Source organism: Stenotrophomonas sp. LGBM10 (genome assembly GCF_046736075.1).
Taxonomy (GTDB): domain Bacteria; phylum Pseudomonadota; class Gammaproteobacteria; order Xanthomonadales; family Xanthomonadaceae; genus Stenotrophomonas.
Genome location: NZ_CP177163.1, coordinates 2,886,909 through 2,903,799 on the forward strand (window position 1 = coordinate 2,886,909; position 16,891 = coordinate 2,903,799).

The 16,891-nt window shown below is 66.8% G+C and carries 15 protein-coding genes; 13 read left to right on the plus strand and 2 right to left on the minus strand.

Translation table 11 applies throughout. From position 1 onward, the window contains the following. Positions 1 to 126 precede the first annotated feature (126 nt). Entirely contained in the window at positions 127 to 1,512 is a 1,386-nt protein-coding gene (locus ACLB90_RS12410) for a DEAD/DEAH box helicase (protein ID WP_411849787.1), read from the minus strand. Positions 1,513 to 1,928: 416 nt separating this feature from the next. Here ACLB90_RS12410 and ACLB90_RS12415 point away from each other — a divergent pair, with 416 nt between their 5' ends. Both ACLB90_RS12415 and maiA read left to right on the plus strand, forming a co-directional pair. Further along, on the plus strand, positions 1,929 to 2,918 hold the full coding sequence (locus ACLB90_RS12415; RefSeq protein ID WP_411849788.1) for a fumarylacetoacetate hydrolase family protein: 990 nt from the start codon (positions 1,929 to 1,931) through the stop codon (positions 2,916 to 2,918). Positions 2,919 to 2,938: 20 nt separating this feature from the next. Next, the gene (maiA, locus tag ACLB90_RS12420; RefSeq protein WP_411849789.1) at positions 2,939 to 3,595 is read left to right on the plus strand and encodes a maleylacetoacetate isomerase; all 657 of its coding nucleotides are present in this window, start codon (positions 2,939 to 2,941) and stop codon (positions 3,593 to 3,595) included. Between the two features lie 37 nt (positions 3,596 to 3,632). On the opposite strand, the gene ACLB90_RS12425 is transcribed toward maiA, so the two are convergent. Then, the gene (locus ACLB90_RS12425) at positions 3,633 to 4,763 is read right to left on the minus strand and encodes a PilT/PilU family type 4a pilus ATPase (RefSeq protein ID WP_411849790.1); all 1,131 of its coding nucleotides are present in this window, start codon (positions 4,761 to 4,763) and stop codon (positions 3,633 to 3,635) included. Between the two features lie 99 nt (positions 4,764 to 4,862). Here ACLB90_RS12425 and ACLB90_RS12430 point away from each other — a divergent pair, with 99 nt between their 5' ends. The 11 genes from ACLB90_RS12430 (at position 4,863) to ACLB90_RS12480 (ending at position 16,889) form a co-directional block, all read left to right on the plus strand. Next, a complete protein-coding gene (locus tag ACLB90_RS12430; protein WP_411849791.1) occupies positions 4,863 to 5,249 on the plus strand; it encodes a DUF4398 domain-containing protein in 387 nt (128 codons plus the stop codon). An 11-nt stretch (positions 5,250 to 5,260) separates the two neighbouring features. Next, positions 5,261 to 6,130, plus strand: a complete 870-nt coding sequence (locus ACLB90_RS12435; protein ID WP_411852754.1) for a hypothetical protein — start codon at positions 5,261 to 5,263, stop codon at positions 6,128 to 6,130. A gap of 344 nt (positions 6,131 to 6,474) precedes the next feature. After that, positions 6,475 to 6,693: a YdcH family protein gene (locus tag ACLB90_RS12440; RefSeq protein ID WP_411849792.1), complete on the plus strand. Its 219-nt coding sequence runs from the start codon at positions 6,475 to 6,477 to the stop codon at positions 6,691 to 6,693. A 234-nt stretch (positions 6,694 to 6,927) separates the two neighbouring features. Beyond that, positions 6,928 to 8,298, plus strand: a complete 1,371-nt coding sequence (locus tag ACLB90_RS12445; RefSeq protein ID WP_411849793.1) for a pyridoxal-phosphate dependent enzyme — start codon at positions 6,928 to 6,930, stop codon at positions 8,296 to 8,298. A gap of 127 nt (positions 8,299 to 8,425) precedes the next feature. Beyond that, positions 8,426 to 9,610: a cystathionine gamma-synthase gene (locus tag ACLB90_RS12450; protein ID WP_411849794.1), complete on the plus strand. Its 1,185-nt coding sequence runs from the start codon at positions 8,426 to 8,428 to the stop codon at positions 9,608 to 9,610. 34 nt (positions 9,611 to 9,644) lie between these two features. After that, positions 9,645 to 11,072: a glycosyltransferase family 4 protein gene (locus ACLB90_RS12455; RefSeq protein ID WP_411849795.1), complete on the plus strand. Its 1,428-nt coding sequence runs from the start codon at positions 9,645 to 9,647 to the stop codon at positions 11,070 to 11,072. Next, a complete protein-coding gene (locus ACLB90_RS12460) occupies positions 11,072 to 11,860 on the plus strand; it encodes an ABC transporter permease (protein WP_411849796.1) in 789 nt (262 codons plus the stop codon). Before ACLB90_RS12455 ends, ACLB90_RS12460 begins: the two co-directional genes overlap by 1 nt. A gap of 1 nt (position 11,861) precedes the next feature. Continuing rightward, a complete protein-coding gene (locus tag ACLB90_RS12465; protein ID WP_411849797.1) occupies positions 11,862 to 12,620 on the plus strand; it encodes an ABC transporter ATP-binding protein in 759 nt (252 codons plus the stop codon). After that, complete coding sequence (locus ACLB90_RS12470; protein ID WP_411849798.1) at positions 12,613 to 15,132, plus strand: FkbM family methyltransferase; 2,520 nt, start codon at positions 12,613 to 12,615, stop codon at positions 15,130 to 15,132. Before ACLB90_RS12465 ends, ACLB90_RS12470 begins: the two co-directional genes overlap by 8 nt. Further along, positions 15,129 to 15,761 carry an acetyltransferase gene (locus tag ACLB90_RS12475; RefSeq protein ID WP_411849799.1) on the plus strand — a complete coding sequence of 211 codons (633 nt, stop codon included), beginning with the start codon at positions 15,129 to 15,131 and terminating at the stop codon, positions 15,759 to 15,761. Before ACLB90_RS12470 ends, ACLB90_RS12475 begins: the two co-directional genes overlap by 4 nt. Positions 15,762 to 15,764: 3 nt before the next feature. Further along, a complete protein-coding gene (locus ACLB90_RS12480; protein ID WP_411849800.1) occupies positions 15,765 to 16,889 on the plus strand; it encodes a DegT/DnrJ/EryC1/StrS family aminotransferase in 1,125 nt (374 codons plus the stop codon). Positions 16,890 to 16,891: the final 2 nt, after the last annotated feature.

Here is a 16,891-nt window from a genome sequence, read left to right on the forward strand (position 1 = left end):
GCAGGTCCAGGACATGCGCGACAGCCGACCAACGGTCGGCTCTACCGGGGGCGCCAGACGACCGCGCAATTAAAAAGGGCGACGCAATGCGTCGCCCTTTGTCTGTTTCACCGATCCGCGAACGGATCAGCCCGCGCGGCTGCCGCCACCCGGACCGCGGCCACCGCCGCCACGGCGCTGGCCCTGCGGCTGGCCGCCACGCGGCGCACCGCGGCCGGCACCATCGCGCTGACCGCCACCGGCCTTCTTCGGGCCGGCATGGGCGTGGCGCGGGGCCTCGCTGTGCGGACGACGCGCGTGCTTGCGCGGCGAACGGTCGCCACCGGGCTGCTCGGCCTTGCCCGGCGCGCTGTTGCCCCAGCGGATCGGGGTCTGCGGCTCGAAGCCCGGCACGTCGCGGATGTCCATGTCCTTGTCCAGCAGGCGCACGATCTGGCGCAGCAGCTTGGCCTCGTCCTGCGCCACCAGAGAGATCGCCTGGCCGGTCGAACCGTTGCGGCCGGTACGACCGATGCGGTGCACGTAATCTTCAGCGACCATCGGCAGGTCGTAGTTGATGACCTTCGGCAGCTCGTTGATGTCGATACCGCGCGCGGCGATGTCGGTGGCCACCAGCACGGTCACGCGGCCGGCCTTGAAGTCGCCGAGGGCGCGCAGACGCTGGCCCTGGCTCTTGTTGCCGTGGATCGCCGCGGTCTTGATGCCCGACTTCTCCAGGAACGTGGCCAGCTTGTCGCAGCCGTGCTTGGTACGGCCGAACACCAGGGTCTGCTCACGGCTGTCCTGGGCCAGCAGGTGCAGCAGCAGTTCGCGCTTGCGCGCGCCATCGACCGGGTGCACACGGTGGGTGATGGTTTCGGCGACGGTGTTCTTCGGCGTGACCTGGATCTGCTCCGGGTCGCGCATGAACTCCAGCGCCAGCTGCTTGATGCTTTCCTCGAAGGTTGCCGAGAACAGCAGGGTCTGGCGGTTCTGGCGCGGCAGCTTGGCGAGGATCTTCTTGATCGACGGCAGGAAGCCCATGTCGAGCATGCGGTCGGCTTCGTCCAGCACCAGCACTTCGATCCCGGACAGGTCGACGCTGCGACGCTCCAGGTGGTCGATCAGGCGGCCCGGGCAGGCCACCAGCAGGTCCACGCCACGGCGCAGCACATCGAACTGGTTGCCCATGCCGACGCCGCCGTAGATGCAGGCGCTCGGAATGCGCAGGTACTTGCTGTAGCCGCGCAGGCTGTCATGCACCTGGGTGGCCAGCTCGCGGGTCGGGGCCAGCACCAGCGCACGCGGCTTGCGCGGGCCGTTGACGGCCTGCGGGTTGGTGGCCAGGTGCTGCAGCAGCGGCAGGCCGAAGGCAGCGGTCTTGCCGGTGCCGGTCTGGGCGCCGGCCAGCAGGTCGCGGCCGTCCAGGGCCAGCGGGATGGCCTGTTCCTGGATCGGGGTAGGGGTGTCGTAACCCTGCTCGGCCAAGGCACGCAGCAGGAAGGGCGCAAGGCCCAGCGATTCAAAAGACATCGGGTGGAAGCTCCAAAAACGAAGTAACGCCAGGCCGAATGGCCGGACGTGAGGCAGATCGTTGAGATCGGCTGACTCGGAGCGTTCCCGTAAACCGCGCTGCGAGAATTGGGTGCAGCCGGCGCGGTGCGCAGACTGGAATGCATGACGAATGGCGTCGGAGTGGGGGCGGGCGACGGATCGTTGATCCATATCGCCGGCGATCCCGAAGGGAAACGGACGGCCGCTGCAGACCCGCCTAGTCTAGCGGATGTTTGAGATCCATACCAAATCAGCCTGTTCAGTTATGTCGAGGGGCGGGGGCAGCATCCCGGGGCGGGTATCGTTTAAGGTGGATTTCTGTCGCAACGCAGCGTGGCTGGGCCGCGCATTTGATTACACTTGAAACCTATTTTCGCGATCCCGGATACCCACCCATGAAGCTTGGCTCTTTGAAGGAAGGCGGCCGCGACGGCACCCTGATCGTCGTCTCGCGCGACCTCGCCCACGGTGTGCGCGCCACCGGCATCGCCGGCACGCTGCAGCAGGCCCTGGAAGACTGGAGCCACGTGGCCCCGCGCCTGAACGCCCTGTACGAATCGCTCAACGACGGCAGTGCCGACGGTGTGTTCGACATCGACCTGCAGGCGCTGGCGGCGCCGTTGCCGCGTGCCTATGAATTCGTCGATGGCAGCGCCTACCTGCCGCACGTCGAGCGCGTCCGCCGCGCCCGCGGTGCCGATGTACCGGAGAGCTTCTATACGGATCCGCTGATGTACCAGGCCACCAGCGCCGGCTTCTACGGCCCGCGCGATGCGGTCAAGGTGGTCAGCGAGGAGTACGGGATCGACCTGGAAGCGGAGATCGTGGTGATCACCGACGACGTGCCGATGGCGGTTACCCCGGAGCAGGCCGCCGGCCATATCCAGCTGGTGGGCCTGGTCAACGACGTCTCGCTGCGCAACCTGATCCCGGGCGAGCTGGCCAAGGGCTTCGGCTTCCTGCAGTCCAAGCCGCGCTCGGCGCTGTCGCCGGTGTTCGTCACCCCCGACGAGCTGGGCGATGCCTGGCAGGACAGCAAAGTGCACCTGCCGCTGGTCACGCATATCAATGGTGTCTGGTTCGGCGCGCCGGAAGCGGGGGTGGACATGCAGTTCAACTTCGCCCAGCTGGTTGCCCATGCCGCCAAGACCCGCCCGCTGGGCGCCGGCGCGATCGTCGGCTCGGGCACCATCGCCAACGAAGACACCAGCAAGGGTGCCTCGTGCTTCGCCGAGCAGCGCACCGTGGAGACCCTGCGCGACGGCAAGCCGAGCACGCCGTTCATGTCCTTCGGCGACGTGGTCCGGATCGAAATGCTGGACGCCGCCGGCGAGAGCATCTTCGGTGCGATCGAACAGCGCATCGAACAGGCAGCCAAGCCCTGAACGCACGTTACGGAGCGCACATGGACCGGATCGAGCTGTACAGCTACTGGCGTTCCAGCGCGGCCTACCGCGTGCGCATCGGTCTGAACCTGAAGGGGCTGCCGCACCAGATCACCCCGGTGCACCTGGTCCGCGACGGCGGCCAGCAGCACACCGCCGCCTATGCCGCGCTCAATCCGCAGGAGCTGGTGCCGACGCTGCGGCATGGCGAACGGGTGCTGCAGCAGTCGATGGCGATCCTGGAGTACCTCGATGAGGTGTTCCCGGACCCGGCGCTGCTGCCCGACGACGCCGAAGGGCGGGCGCGGGTGCGGGCGCTGGCCCAGCTGGTGGCCTGCGACATCCACCCGCTCAACAACCTGCGGGTGATGCAGTTCTTCAGCGATACCTGGAGCGTGCCGCAGCCCGAGCGCGACGACTGGACCCGGCACTGGATCCGCGTGGGGTTCGATGCGATGGAGCGGATGCTGGTCGAATCGGTGGATACGGGCCGGTTCTGCCACGGCGACATCCCCACCCTGGCCGACTGCTGCCTGGTGCCGCAGATGTACAACGCACGCCGCTTTTCGCTGGACCTGGAGCCGTACCCGACCCTGGTCCGCATCGACGCGGCCTGCCTGGCCCTGCCGGCGTTCGACGCGGCAAGGCCGGAAAACCAGGCCGACGCGTCGGCCTGACGAACACGTACCGACCAGCGGTCGGTACGGCTCCCGCTCAGAACCCGTGGGTGATGGCCGCCGGGCTCGCGGCCGAATAATCCGCGTAGGGGTCGTGTTCGCCGCTGCCGCCTTCGGACAGGCGGAACTTCAGCGCCAGGCCATCGCGCGAATCGGCCGCGCGCAGCGCCTCTTCCTGCTCGATGATGCCGGACTTGGCCATCCGGAACAGGCACTGGTCGAAGCTCTCCATGCCTTCTTCCAGCGAGGCTTCCATCGCGGCCTTGATCTCGTGCACCTGGCCGCGGCGCAGCAGGTCGCGGATCATCGGGGTGTTGATCAGTACCTCGGTGGCCGGCAGGCGGCGTCCGTCCTTGCCCTTGACCAGGCGCTGGGAGACCACCGCGCGCAGGTTCAGCGAGAGGTTCATCAGCACGTTGCGGTGCGCACTCTCGGGGAAGAAGTTGAGGATGCGCTCGATGGTCTGGTCGGCGTTGTTGGAGTGCAGGGTGGCCAGGCACAGGTGCCCGGTCTCGGCGAAGGCGATGGCCGCCTCCATCGTTTCGGCATCCAGGATCTCGCCGATCAGGATCACGTCCGGCGCCTCGCGCATCGCGTTCTTCAGCGCGTTGTGGAAGGCGTGGGTGTCCAGCCCGACCTCGCGCTGGTTGACGATGGACATCTTGTGCTTGTGCAGGTACTCGATCGGGTCCTCGATGGTGAGGATGTGCCCGGTCGTGGTGGTGTTGCGGTGATCGATCATCGAGGCCAGTGAGGTCGATTTGCCCGAGCCGGTCGAGCCGACCACCAGCACCAGCCCGCGCGGGGTCATGATGACGTCCTTGAGCACCTGCGGCAGATTGAGCTCTTCGATGCTCGGGATCTTGCTGCGGATGGCGCGGATCACCATGCCCACTTCGCCGCGCTGCTTGAACACGTTCACGCGGAAGCGTCCCGCGTCCGGCAGGGCGATGGCCATGTTGAGCTCCAGCTCGCGCTCGAACTGCGGCACCTGGCCCTCGTCCATCAGCGAGTAGGCGATTTTCTTGACCATCCCCGGCGGCAGGCCGGTGTTCCCCAGCGGGTACAGCTTGCCCTCGATCTTGATGTACACCGGGGCTCCGGTGGTCAAGAACATGTCCGAAGCGTTCTTTTCGGTCATCAGCTTCAGGAAGTAGCCGATATCCATGCGCAATGTTTCCCCAACAAATCAGCGGCGTACCGTTGCAAGCACGCCGCAGGCTTCCGACAATGGCCGCGCACAGACAACCCGGCGACGGCACCCCCAATGAAAACTAGCTTCGCACAAATACGACACCCTCTGTATGTGATGGTGTGCGCATTAGCGCTTTCCGGCACCGCCACGGCGCAGGAAGCGGCCCTGGAGCTGGCGCAGGCCCGTCAGGCCGTGGACAAGGCCACCCAGGCCGATGCCGACCAGTACGCGCCGGACCTGATCGCCGTGGCGCGCCAAGGCCTGGAACAGGCCCAGCGTGCCGCCGGCGATCGCCGCGAGCGCAAGAACGCCCCGGCGCTGGCGCTGCGGGCCACGGTCGATGCCGACCTGGCCCGGGCCCGCAGCGAAGAAGCCACCGCCACCGCGCAGCTGCAGCTGCGGCGCAACGAGGTGGCCCAGCTGCAGCGCCAGCTCGCCACCGGAGAGGATCGCCCGTGAAGCACACCCGCATGCTGCTGCTGGCCCTGAGCCTGGCCCTGCCGTTCACCACCCTGGCCGCCGAAGACCCGGCCGTGGCCCAGCTCAATCAGCGCCTGCTGACCATCCAGGCCAATCCCGACACGGCCGAACTGGCCGCGTTCCAGCGCCTGCAGGCCCAGCAGGCCGTGGCCGACCTGGCCAAGGCCAAGCGCCGCGACGTCGACCAGGCCCGTTACCTGGCCGACCGCCGGGTCGAGATCGCCGAGTCCAGCGTGCGTGCCGCCCTGGCCCAGCGTGAGGTGGATCGCCTGGAGCGCACCCGCAGCGAACTGCTGATCGAGGCCAGCCGCCGCGATGCGGTGCGTGCCCGCCAGGAGGCCGAGCGCCTGCGCGTGCAGGCCCAGATCCAGGCCGAGGAAAGCGAGCGCCTGCGGGTCGCGGCCGAAACCGAGGCGCTGGCCCGGCAGGATGCCGAGACCGCGCTGACCAGCGTGGCCGGCAAGCAGACCGCCCGCCTCAGCGCGGCCCAGCAGAGCGCGGCCAAGCTGGCCCGGGAAGAGGCCGAACTGGTGTCCGGCCAGAAGCTGCCCGGCTCGAAGTTCGACACCCGCGGCGAGGTGTTCACCTTCAATGGCGATGCCTTCGCCGCTGGCAAGGGCACGTTGTCGGGCGCGGCCAAGGGCCAGGCCAAGGCCCTGGCCGAGTACCTGAACATCGGCAAGAAGGGACGCGTGCGGATCGAGGCCTATGATGCGGCGGCCGGGGTCGGCCAGCAGCGCGCCGACGCCCTGCGCGATGCCCTGGTGGCCGCCGGGGTCAACGCCAGCCGGGTGCAGGCAAGTGGCAAGAAGGCCGCTGCCACCAAGGCCCGCTCGGCCGAGGTGATCATCGCGCCCTGATGCCGATCCGGCATATGCAGGTTGCTGTTTTTGTTGATTTTTCGTTGTCCCGTGCGTTCAGGCTGAACCTCAACTGGGTGGGGCCGAAAATATGCTCGGAAACGCTTGAACCGCCCCTCAAGCAAGCGTAGGGTCAATTGTCCGGGACGCCTCCGCGGCCCGGACGATTGGAGGGCCGGTAATGCGCCAGCGTCACGAACCACAGCCGTTTGTCGCCCCGCATGGGTTGGGCGCAGGTCGTGGTGAGGGCGTACGCAGCGCCGTGTGCTCCGCCCCCAAAGCAACGCCCCGTGCCGCAAGGCCGGGGCGTTCTTGTTTCAGCAAGAAGCGATAGGAGGTTCATCATGTTTGAAGGTCAGCCCCAGAGTGAGATCGATGCACGTCGCAAGCGGGATCCGGAATTCAAGGCGCTCTACGAACGGCACCAGAAGTTGAACAAGAAGTGCATGGATGCCGAGCTGGGCGTACTTCCGATAGACCATCTCACCCTGGGCCAGATGAAGCGTGAGAAGCTGCTGACCAAGCAGAGGCTGGAACGGATGTACGACTCCCCCACGCATTGACGCTTTTCGGGTGCCGCCCACGGCCGGCACCCGGCCCCTACCGCCGCGGGCGGTACCTGTCACCTCGTCGACGGGTGCCGTCCGCGTCGCTCCGCGCATGGTTGGGCCGGCCGTCCGGCCGGTCCCGGCGATTCAGGGGATCGGCGCTCATGGCGCCCGGTAACCTGACTTTCGTCGCCAACCGTCGGATAATCACCGGTCCGGCCGCCTTGCGGCGCGAATCGATGTGACCCGATGGCAATCCACTCCTCCGTACTCGACCTCATTGGCCAGACCCCGATCGTCAAGGCCCAGCGCCTGGATACCGGCGTCTGCGAGCTGTACCTGAAGCTCGAAAGCGCCAATCCCGGGGGGTCGATCAAGGACCGCATCGGCCTGTCGATGATCGAGGCGGCCGAGCAGCGCGGGGATCTCAAGCCAGGCGCGACGCTGGTGGAGGGCACCGCCGGCAATACCGGCCTGGGCCTGGCCCTGGTGGCGCAGCAGAAGGGCTACAAGCTGATTCTGGTCGTGCCGGACAAAATGTCCCGCGAGAAGATCTTCAACCTGAAGGCGATGGGCGCCGAAGTGCGCCTGACCCGCTCGGACGTGGCCAAGGGGCACCCCGAGTACTACCAGGACATGGCCAAGCGCGTGGCCGAGGAAACCCCGGGCGCATACTTCATCAACCAGTTCGGCAACCCCGACAACCCGGCCGCGCATGAGTTCGGTACCGGCCCGGAGATCCTCGAGCAGATGGGCGGGGACCTGGACGCCATCGTGTTCGGCTGCGGCAGCTCGGGCACCATGACCGGCCTGTCGCGCGCGTTCGCCACTTTGTCGCCGAAGACAGAACTGGTGCTGGCCGATCCGGTCGGCTCGATCCTGGCCGAGTACATCAACGATGGCGTGCTCAACGACAAGTCGGGCAGCTGGCTGGTGGAAGGCATCGGCGAAGACTTCCTGCCCTCCATCGCCGATTTCAGCCGCGTCACCACCGCCTATGCGATCACCGACGCCGAGAGCTTCCACACCGCGCGCGAGCTGCTGGGCAAGGAAGGCATCCTCGGCGGTTCCTCCACCGGCACCCTGCTGGCGGCGGCGCTGAAGTACTGCAAGGCCCAGACCACCCCGAAGAAGGTGCTGGTGCTGGTCTGCGATACCGGCAACAAGTACCTGTCCAAGATGTACAACGACTACTGGATGCTGGACAACGGCTTCCTGGAGCGCCCGCAGCACGGCGATCTGCGCGACCTGATCCTGCGCCCGTATGGCCAGCGCGACACCGTGGTGATCGGCCCCAACGACCTGCTCACCACTGCCTACCAGCGCATGAAGCTGTACGACGTGTCCCAGCTGCCGGTGATGGACGGCGACCAGCTGGTCGGCATCGTCGACGAAAGCGACGTGCTGCTGCACGTGTACGGCGATGAAGCGCGCTTCCGCGACCCGGTCTCCACCGCGATGGTCAGCAAGCTGGACCGGCTGGACGTGAAGTCCCCGATCGAGGCCCTTCTGCCGGTGTTCGACCGCGGCCAGGTGGCCATCGTGATGGATGGCGCCAGCTTCCTGGGCCTGATCACCCGCATCGACCTGCTGAACTACCTGCGCCGGCGCGTTCAGTAACCGCTGCCGGCCCGCGCGCTGCTCTGAACTCCCGTTTATCCGCGTCAATGGCTGATTAAGCCGCCGCTGATAGACTTCCGCTCCTTTTGCGGGGGCCCTCCGGGGCCTCCTCTGGCTGGGAAACAACATGTCCGATCACGCTTCCTCCGCGCACGACGACCGCGCGCTCGCCCTGGCCACCCTGGCCATCCACGGCGGCCAGTCGCCGGACCCGAGCACCGGTGCGGTGATGCCGCCGATCTACGCGACCTCCACCTATGCGCAGTCCAGCCCCGGTGAGCATCAGGGCTTCGAGTACTCGCGCACGCACAATCCGACCCGCTTCGCCTATGAGCGCTGCGTGGCCTCGCTGGAAGGCGGCACCCGCGGCTACGCCTTCGCCTCGGGCATGGCGGCCAGCTCCACGGTGATGGAACTGCTGGACGCCGGCAGCCACGTGGTGGCGATGGACGACATCTACGGCGGCACCTTCCGCCTGTTCGAGCGTGTGCGCCGCCGCACCGCCGGGCTGCAGTTCGGTTTCGTCGACCTGACCGACCTGGCTGCGTTCGAAGCGGCGATCACGCCGCAGACGAAGATGGTCTGGATCGAGACCCCGACCAACCCGATGCTGAAGATCGTGGACATCGCCGCGGTGGCCGCCATCGCCAAGCGCCACGGCCTGGTGGTGGTGGTGGACAACACCTTCGCCTCGCCGATGCTGCAGCGCCCGCTGGAACTGGGCGCGGACCTGGTCCTGCACTCGGCCACCAAGTACCTCAACGGTCACTCGGACATGGTCGGTGGCATGGTCGTGGTCGGCGACAACCCCGAGCTGGCCGAGCAGATGGCCTTCCTGCAGAACTCCATCGGGGGCGTGCAGGGTCCGTTCGACAGCTTCCTGGCCCTGCGTGGCCTGAAGACCCTGCCGCTGCGCATGAAGGCGCACTGCGCCAACGCGCTGGCCCTGGCCCAGTGGCTGGAGAAGCACCCGGCGGTGGAGAAGGTCATCTACCCGGGCCTGACCTCGCACCCGCAGCATGAACTGGCCACGCGCCAGATGAACGGCTACGGCGGCATCGTCTCGATCGTGCTCAAGGGCGGATACGCGGCGGCCAAGCGCTTCTGCGAGCGCACCACGCTGTTCACCCTGGCCGAATCGCTGGGGGGCGTGGAAAGCCTGGTCAACCATCCGGCGGTGATGACCCACGCCTCGATCCCGGTCGAACGCCGCGAACAGCTCGGCATCAGCGATGCGCTGGTGCGCCTGAGCGTGGGCGTGGAAGACCTGGGTGATCTGCAGGTGGATCTGGAACGGGCGCTGGCGGGCTGATCGCCCCCTGACCCTTCCGACGTCCCAATTCGAGGTGAACACGTTGCAGAATCCGACCCTCAAGGTCCCCTTCCGTCGCCGTCTGGTCCAGTGGGTGATCCGTCAGCCGTGGTTGAAGGCGATCTACCGGCATATTCCCTCGTCGCTGCGCGATCGGGTGACCACCCGTCTGAATGCTCCGCCGGCGTTGAAGGAGCTGAAGGAGGTCCGCTTCGCCAACAGCGAGCAGTGGGCGGCCAAGAAGCACCCCGTGACCGACGCGCCCGTGCGCTTTTTCGACACGGCCAGCGAGTACGGCCCGCAGCAGGGGGTGAATGTGTTCGCCTACCTGCGCGGTCAGTTCGGCCTGGCCGAGTGCGCGCGCATGTACGCCCGCGCGCTGCTGGGGGCCCGCTACCCGACCGCGTTGATCGACGTGGACATCAAGCTCCCGCACGACTGGAACGACCGCAGCCTGGACGATTACATCCGCGACGATGCGCCGCACGCGGTGCACCTGGTCTTCATCAACCCGGATTACCTGCAGGCCGCGCTCGACCAGATCGGCGAAGCGCGCCTGGCGGGCAAGTACATCATCGCCTGCTGGTTCTGGGAGCTGGAGAACATTCCCACGTCCTGGTTGCCGGCGCTGGCGCTGGTGGATGAGATCCTGGTCGCCTCGCAGTATGTCGGCGACGCTTTCGCCCGGGTCACCGACAAGCCGATCCTGTGCGTCCCGCTGCCGTTGAGCGAGGTGGGCGACAGTGGCCTGCAGCGCACCGACTTCGGCATCGACGAGCGCGCGTTCGTGTTCATGACCTCGTTCGACTTCAACTCCTTCGTCCACCGCAAGAATCCGTTCGCGGTGGTGCGTGCGTTCCAGCGTGCCTTCCCCGAGCGTCGGCGCAGGGTCCAGCTGCTGATCAAGACCAGCAACGGCCACCGCAATCCCGAGCGTCTGCGGCTGCTGCTGGACAGCATCGGCGACGACCCGCGGATCATCGTCCGCGACCATGTGCTCGATCGTGCCGACGTGCAGGCGCTGCAGCGCTGCGCCGACGTCTACGTGTCGCTGCACCATGCCGAAGGCTTCGGCCTTGGCCTGGCCGAATGCATGGCCCAGGGCAAGCCGGTGATCGGCACCGCCTGGTCGGGCAACATGGAATTCATGGACGCAGACAACAGCGCCCTGGTCGGCTACACGCTGGTCCCGGTTGCCGAAGGCGAGTACGCGCACCACGAAGGCCAGCGTTGGGCCGCGGCCGATGAAGCGGAGGCCGCGCAGTGGATGCGTCGCCTCGCCGACGAGCCGGAGCTGGCCCGCTCGATGGGCGAACGCGCCCGTGCGTCGGTGCTCAAGACCCTGTCGCCCGAGCGCGCCGCCACCCTCCTGATCGACCGCCTGCGCGAGATCAACGCCCATCCCCCGATTCGACACCAGGCCCAGGCGGCACCGCTGCCACACCAGGGAAACATGCACTGATGCACAGTTACGCCACCACGTTCAAAGACCTGCAGGAAGGCATCAAGGGTGCCAAGGTCGCGTTCTACATCGCCATGGGCGACATCCGCGCACGCTATCGCCGCAGCGTGCTCGGCCCGTTCTGGCAGTCGCTGGCCACCGCAATCGGCGTGGTCGGCCTGGGCCTGCTCTGGAGCCAGCTGCTCAACATCGACCGCGAGAAGTTCATTCCGACCCTGACCGCCGGCCTCATCATCTGGCAGATGCTGTCCGGCGTGCTGATCGAAAGCTGTGGCCTGTTCGTCCGGCAGGCATCGATCATCCGCAACGTGGTGATGCCGCTGTCGGTCCACCCGATGAGCGTGGTGACCCGCTATCTGGTCAACTTCGTGCACAGCCTGCTGGTGTTCCTGATCGTGGTGGTCTTCATGCACATCGACGTCAACTGGAACACGCTGCTGTTCTTCCCCGGCATGCTGCTGGTGGTCGCCAACCTGCTGTGGCTGTCGTTCGTGTTCGGCGTACTGGGCGCGCGCTACCGCGACCTCGAGTACGGCGTGGCGTCGGTGATGCCGATGCTGTTCCTGATCAGCCCGGTGATGTACCGCCTGGAGTTCCTGCCGTTCTCCTCGCTCATCCTCGAGTTCAACCCCTTCACCTACCTGATCGAAGTGCTGCGCGCTCCGATGCTCGGCCACGTGCCCAGCATGACGACCTACATCGTGCTGGTGGTGATGGCCCTCGTTGGCTGGATCCTGGCTTTCTGGTTCCTGCACAAAGCCAAGCTGCGCCTGCCTTTCTGGATCTGACATGACCGCCAAGCTCACCTTCGAAAACGTCACCCTGCGGTACCCGATCTACAACTCCCACAGCCTGTCGCTGCGCCGCAACCTGGTTGGCATCGCCACCGGTGGCCGGCTGCTGGCCGGCAGCGGGCAGGTCACCCAGGTCACCGCGCTGGAGAACGTCTCCTTCAGCCTGCGCAGCGGCGATGCGGTCGGCATCGTCGGCCACAACGGCGCGGGCAAGAGCACCATGCTGCGCACGATGGCCGGCATCTACACGCCGCTGGAAGGCCGCATCGAGCGCGTCGGCCGCGTTGCCACCATGTTCGAGGTCGGCGCCGGCATGGACCCGGAGCTGTCCGGCTACGAGAACATCCGTCGCATGGGCATGATGCTCGGCCTGCCGCTGAAGGAAATCAACGCGCGCATTCCCGAGATCGAGGAATTCACCGATCTCGGTGACTTCCTGCAGCTGGCCGTGCGCACCTACTCGGCGGGCATGGCGATGCGCCTGATGTTCGCGGTGGCCACCTGCACCACGCCGGACATCCTGCTGGTGGACGAGGTCTTCGACGTCGGCGACGAGGCCTTCAAGGAACGGGCTGCGGTGCGGATGCGCGAGTTCATCAAATCCTCGCAGATCTTCTGCCTGGCGTCGCATTCGTTGGATACCATTGCCGAATACTGCAATCGGGTATTCGTGCTGAACCACGGCACGCTGCGCGAAATTCCGATGTCACAACTCAAGTCAGAAGGATATGGCATTGAAACTCAGGTTGGGTAACGCTGTTCGCAATGCCGCCGACATGGCCGCGCAGTCCCGCGCCAGCGATGGCTATCTGGCGCCCGGCGAAGAAGTCGTACTGAGCAGCTCACCGTATTCGAGCATGGACGCGGTGACCATGCGCGGCTTTGCCCTGCCTGAAACCGACGGTATCTGGTCCAGTGGCGCGGTCAGCACGATCGATGTGCGCCTGCGCGATGTGGCGCCGGATCGCCGCTACCGGGTGGTGATGGGCGCGCTGGCCTTCGACGCTGCCGGCCATCGCGCGCTGGTATCGCTGGGCATCAACGGCGGGCCGTCGCACCAGGTGCTCGCCAACGACGCGGGCTGGTCGAGCGTCAGCGCCGACTGCGAAGTGCGGATGATCGGCAAGGTGCCGATGATCCGCATCGAGTTCCAGGTCGCCAACCCGATGTCGCCCACCGCACTCAGCCTCGGCGATGACAATCGCCTGCTGGGCTTCAAGATCCGTTCGTTGCAGTTCGTGGACATCGGCCCGGCCGCCGTCGTGGTGGCCGAGGATCCGGCGCTCGCCATTCCCCAGGAACAACCTGTCGAAGCCGCTCCGGCAGTCGACGAAGGGAGTTCGACGATGGAACGATTGACCCAGAGTCCGACCGAGACCATTCGTGAACTGGCCAAACGCGGGCCGGTCTGGCGGATGGTGCTGCTCGACAAGAATCCGGTGGTCCGCGTGGTGCGCTGGATGCGTCGGGTCAGCCGCAACCTGTCCGAGATGCGCTACCAGCTCGACCAGATCCGCATTGATTCGGCGCGCCAGACCCGCGAGCTGGCCGAGCGGGTGGACAACATCGAGATCGATGCGCGGGTCCAGGAGCGTGAGCGGCAGAAGGCCGGCTCCGACGTGGACGCCATCATCCAGCGCCTGGAGCTGAACCACGCGCGCCTGCTGGCGATCGAGGAATCGGCGCAGCAGGTCGAGCGGCTGCAGGAAGCCAGCCGCAGCGAGCACGCCGACAACCTGGAGACCATCGTGGCCACCACCGACGGCCTCGGCCGGGATGTGGCGGTCGTGCTGGATACCCTGAACAAGACCCTGGGCGAGTCGGTCCGGCTGCTGCGCGAGTTCGAAAGCGTGGATACCAAGCTGGCCGGCATGGACCAGGCCCTGCGCCGGGTGCAGCAGCAGGGCGAGGAACATGCGCGTCATGCGATCACCGGCATCCGCGAGCTGCGCGAGCAGCTGCACCTGTCGCTGCAGCAGCAGCACGACCGCGCGACCCAGTCCCAGACCAGCATCGAGTCCAGTCTGCAGAGCGTGATCGAGCGCCAGTGGGCCGACGGCGATGAGCTGCGCCGCCACCTGCACACCACCCTCCAGCAGATGGAAGAGCGGCACGAAGCCGAGCGCGAGCGCCTGCGTGCGCTGCTGCAGGAAACCCTGGAAGAGGGCGTGCAGGCGATGGACGCGCGGCCGGAAGTGGACGTGGACGCGATCCACGAACATCTGATCGCGCTGCGCGAACGCGTGGACGGCCTGGGCGTGGTCGCCCGCGGCGCCCCGCTGACCAACGAAAGTGCGGCCGTCCAGGCCCTGCATCTGGTGGGACTGGTCCACCAGAAGCTGGACAACGGCGAAATCGAAGTCGGCCAGATGCTGGAGCTGCTGCTCAGCATCAAGCAGCGCGTGGATGCGCAGCAGACGATGCTGGACAGCATCACCGCCGGCCAGCGCCCGGCTGCGGCGCCCCGCCGCGTTCTGCGCCGTCACGACGGCTGGATCATCGCCACCGAGTTCGGTTCGTTCTCCTGCAGCGAAAGCGACGACCTGCTGGCGATGTGCCTGCTCGACAGCGGCGATGTGGAGCGCGGCCTGCGCCTGTTCCTGGAGCATGCACTGAAGGCCGGCGACGTGTTCGTCGACGCCGGCGCGAACATCGGCCTGCATACCGTGGCGGCGGCGCATGCCGTGGGCGCCGATGGCAGCGTGATCGCCATCGAGGCCATGCCGCGCACGCTGGAACACCTGAAGGCCTCGCTGCGCCTCAGCGGCGTGGAGCCGCAGGTCACGGTGCTGCCGGTGGCGCTGGGTGCCCAGGACGAGGATGGCCGGGCCTTCCACGTCGGTGCCGTGGCCGGCCACAGCTCGCTGTACCCGCTGGATGAAGAGGTCGAGACCGTGCTGGTCGACGTGCGCACCCTGGATGGCCTGCTGGGCGAACAGCGGATCGATCTGGTGAAGATCGATGTCGAAGGCGCGGAACTGGACGTGCTGGCCGGGATGGAAGGGCTGCTGGCGGCCAATCCGGCGGTCGGTGTCGTGGCCGAGTACGCGGTGTCGCACCTCGGCCGTGCCGGGACCAGCGAGGCTGACTGGGAGGCGTTCCGCGTGCGGCACGGCTTCGACCTGTACCGGATCGACGACCTCACCGGCGTCTGCCGCCCGGTGGAGGCGTTCGCCGCGCTGCGCGGTGAAGTCAGCTCCAACATCCTGCTGTGCCGCCCGGGCAGCGCATTGCCCGCCACGATGAATGCGGGGGCGCCGGCATGAGCCGGGTCGCCGTCATCGGGGCCGGCGGCCATGCCAAAGTGATCATCGACCTGCTGCGCTGCAGCGGGCATGACGTGGTCGCCTGCCTGGACGCCAGCCGGGAAGGGCAGGTCGTCAATGGGGTGCCGGTGCTGGGTGACGAGCGCGTGGTGCTGCCCCAGCTGATGGCGCAGGGCGTGGACGCGGCGTTCGTAGCGCTTGGCGATAATCGCCTGCGTCAAAAAGTCGCCTCCGGCATCGCCGCGCTCGGGCTGGAGATGGTGAGCGCCATCGGCCGCTCGGCGGTGATTTCCCCCAGCGCCCGGATCGGTCGGGGCTGCGCCATCATGGAGGGCGCCGTGATCAACGCGGACGCCCGGATTGACGATTTTGCTATAATCAACACAAACGCCTCCATCGACCACGACTGTGTCGTGGGGCCCTATTCCCATGTCGCACCTGGCAGCGCCTTGGCGGGTGGTGTCGATGTGGGCGCCACGGTTTTTCTGGGTGCTGGGTCGCGCGTCATCCCCGGGATCAAGATAATCGACGGTGCCGTGGTCGGCGCGGGTGCGGTTGTCGTCAGGGATATCGGCTCAACCGGAACGTGGGTTGGCGTGCCGGCAAGACAAATTTCGAAAAAGGACTGATCAATGTTGGCGTCAAAGCGGATTCCAGTAGCTGTTCCCAGCCTGACCGGCAATGAAAAGAAGTACGTGGAACAGTGCCTCGATTCGACGTGGATTTCGTCGGCCGGTGAGTTCATCGGCAAGTTCGAGCAGAGCTTCGCCGACTTCTGTGGCGTGCGCCACGCGGTTGCCATCAACAACGGCACCACTGCCATCCATCTGGCGCTGGTCGCGCTGGGTATCGGCGAGGGCGATGAAGTCCTGATCCCGACCCTGACCTACATCGCCACCGCCAATGCGGTGGCGTACTGCAATGCCAAGCCGGTGCTGGTGGATTCCGAACCCGGCACGATGAACATGGATCCGGCCAAGCTGGAAGCCAAGATCACGCCGCGCACCAAGGCCATCATCGTCGTGCACCTGTACGGTCACCCGACCGACATGGGGCCGGTGATGGAACTGGCGCGCAAGCACAACCTCAAGGTGATCGAAGACGCCGCCGAAGCGCATGGTGCCGAGTACAACGGCAAGCGCGTGGGCGGCATCGGCGACTGCGCGACCTTCAGCTTCTTCGGCAACAAGATCGTCACCACCGGCGAAGGCGGCATGGTCACCACCGACGATGACGCGCTGGCCGAGCGCCTGCGCCTGTATCGCGGTCAGGGCATGGACCCCAAGCGCCGCTACTGGTTCCCGGTGGTGGGCTTCAACTACCGCATGACCAACATCGCCGCGGCCATCGGCCTGGCGCAGATGGAGCGCATCGACGACGCCCTGGCGGCCCGTCAGAAGGTGGCTGGCTGGTATGAGCAGGCCCTGGCCGCGCATGCCGACATCATCGAGCGCCCGGTGGTGGCCGACTACGCGCACCACGTGTACTGGATGTACACCGTGCTGCTGACCGGCCTGACCGACGCGCAGCGCGACGAGGTGATGCGCCTGATGGACGCCGACGGCATCGAAACCCGCCCGGTGTTCTACCCGATGCACGTGCTGCCGCCGTACCTGGAAGATGGCAGCAGCTACGTCGTTGCCAACGACCAGGCCGCGCGTGGCATCAACCTGCCCACGCACGCCCAGCTGGAAGCCGAAGACGTCGAGCGCGTTGTCGCCTCGCTGGTGTCGGCACTGCGACGTGTGGGCAGCTGACC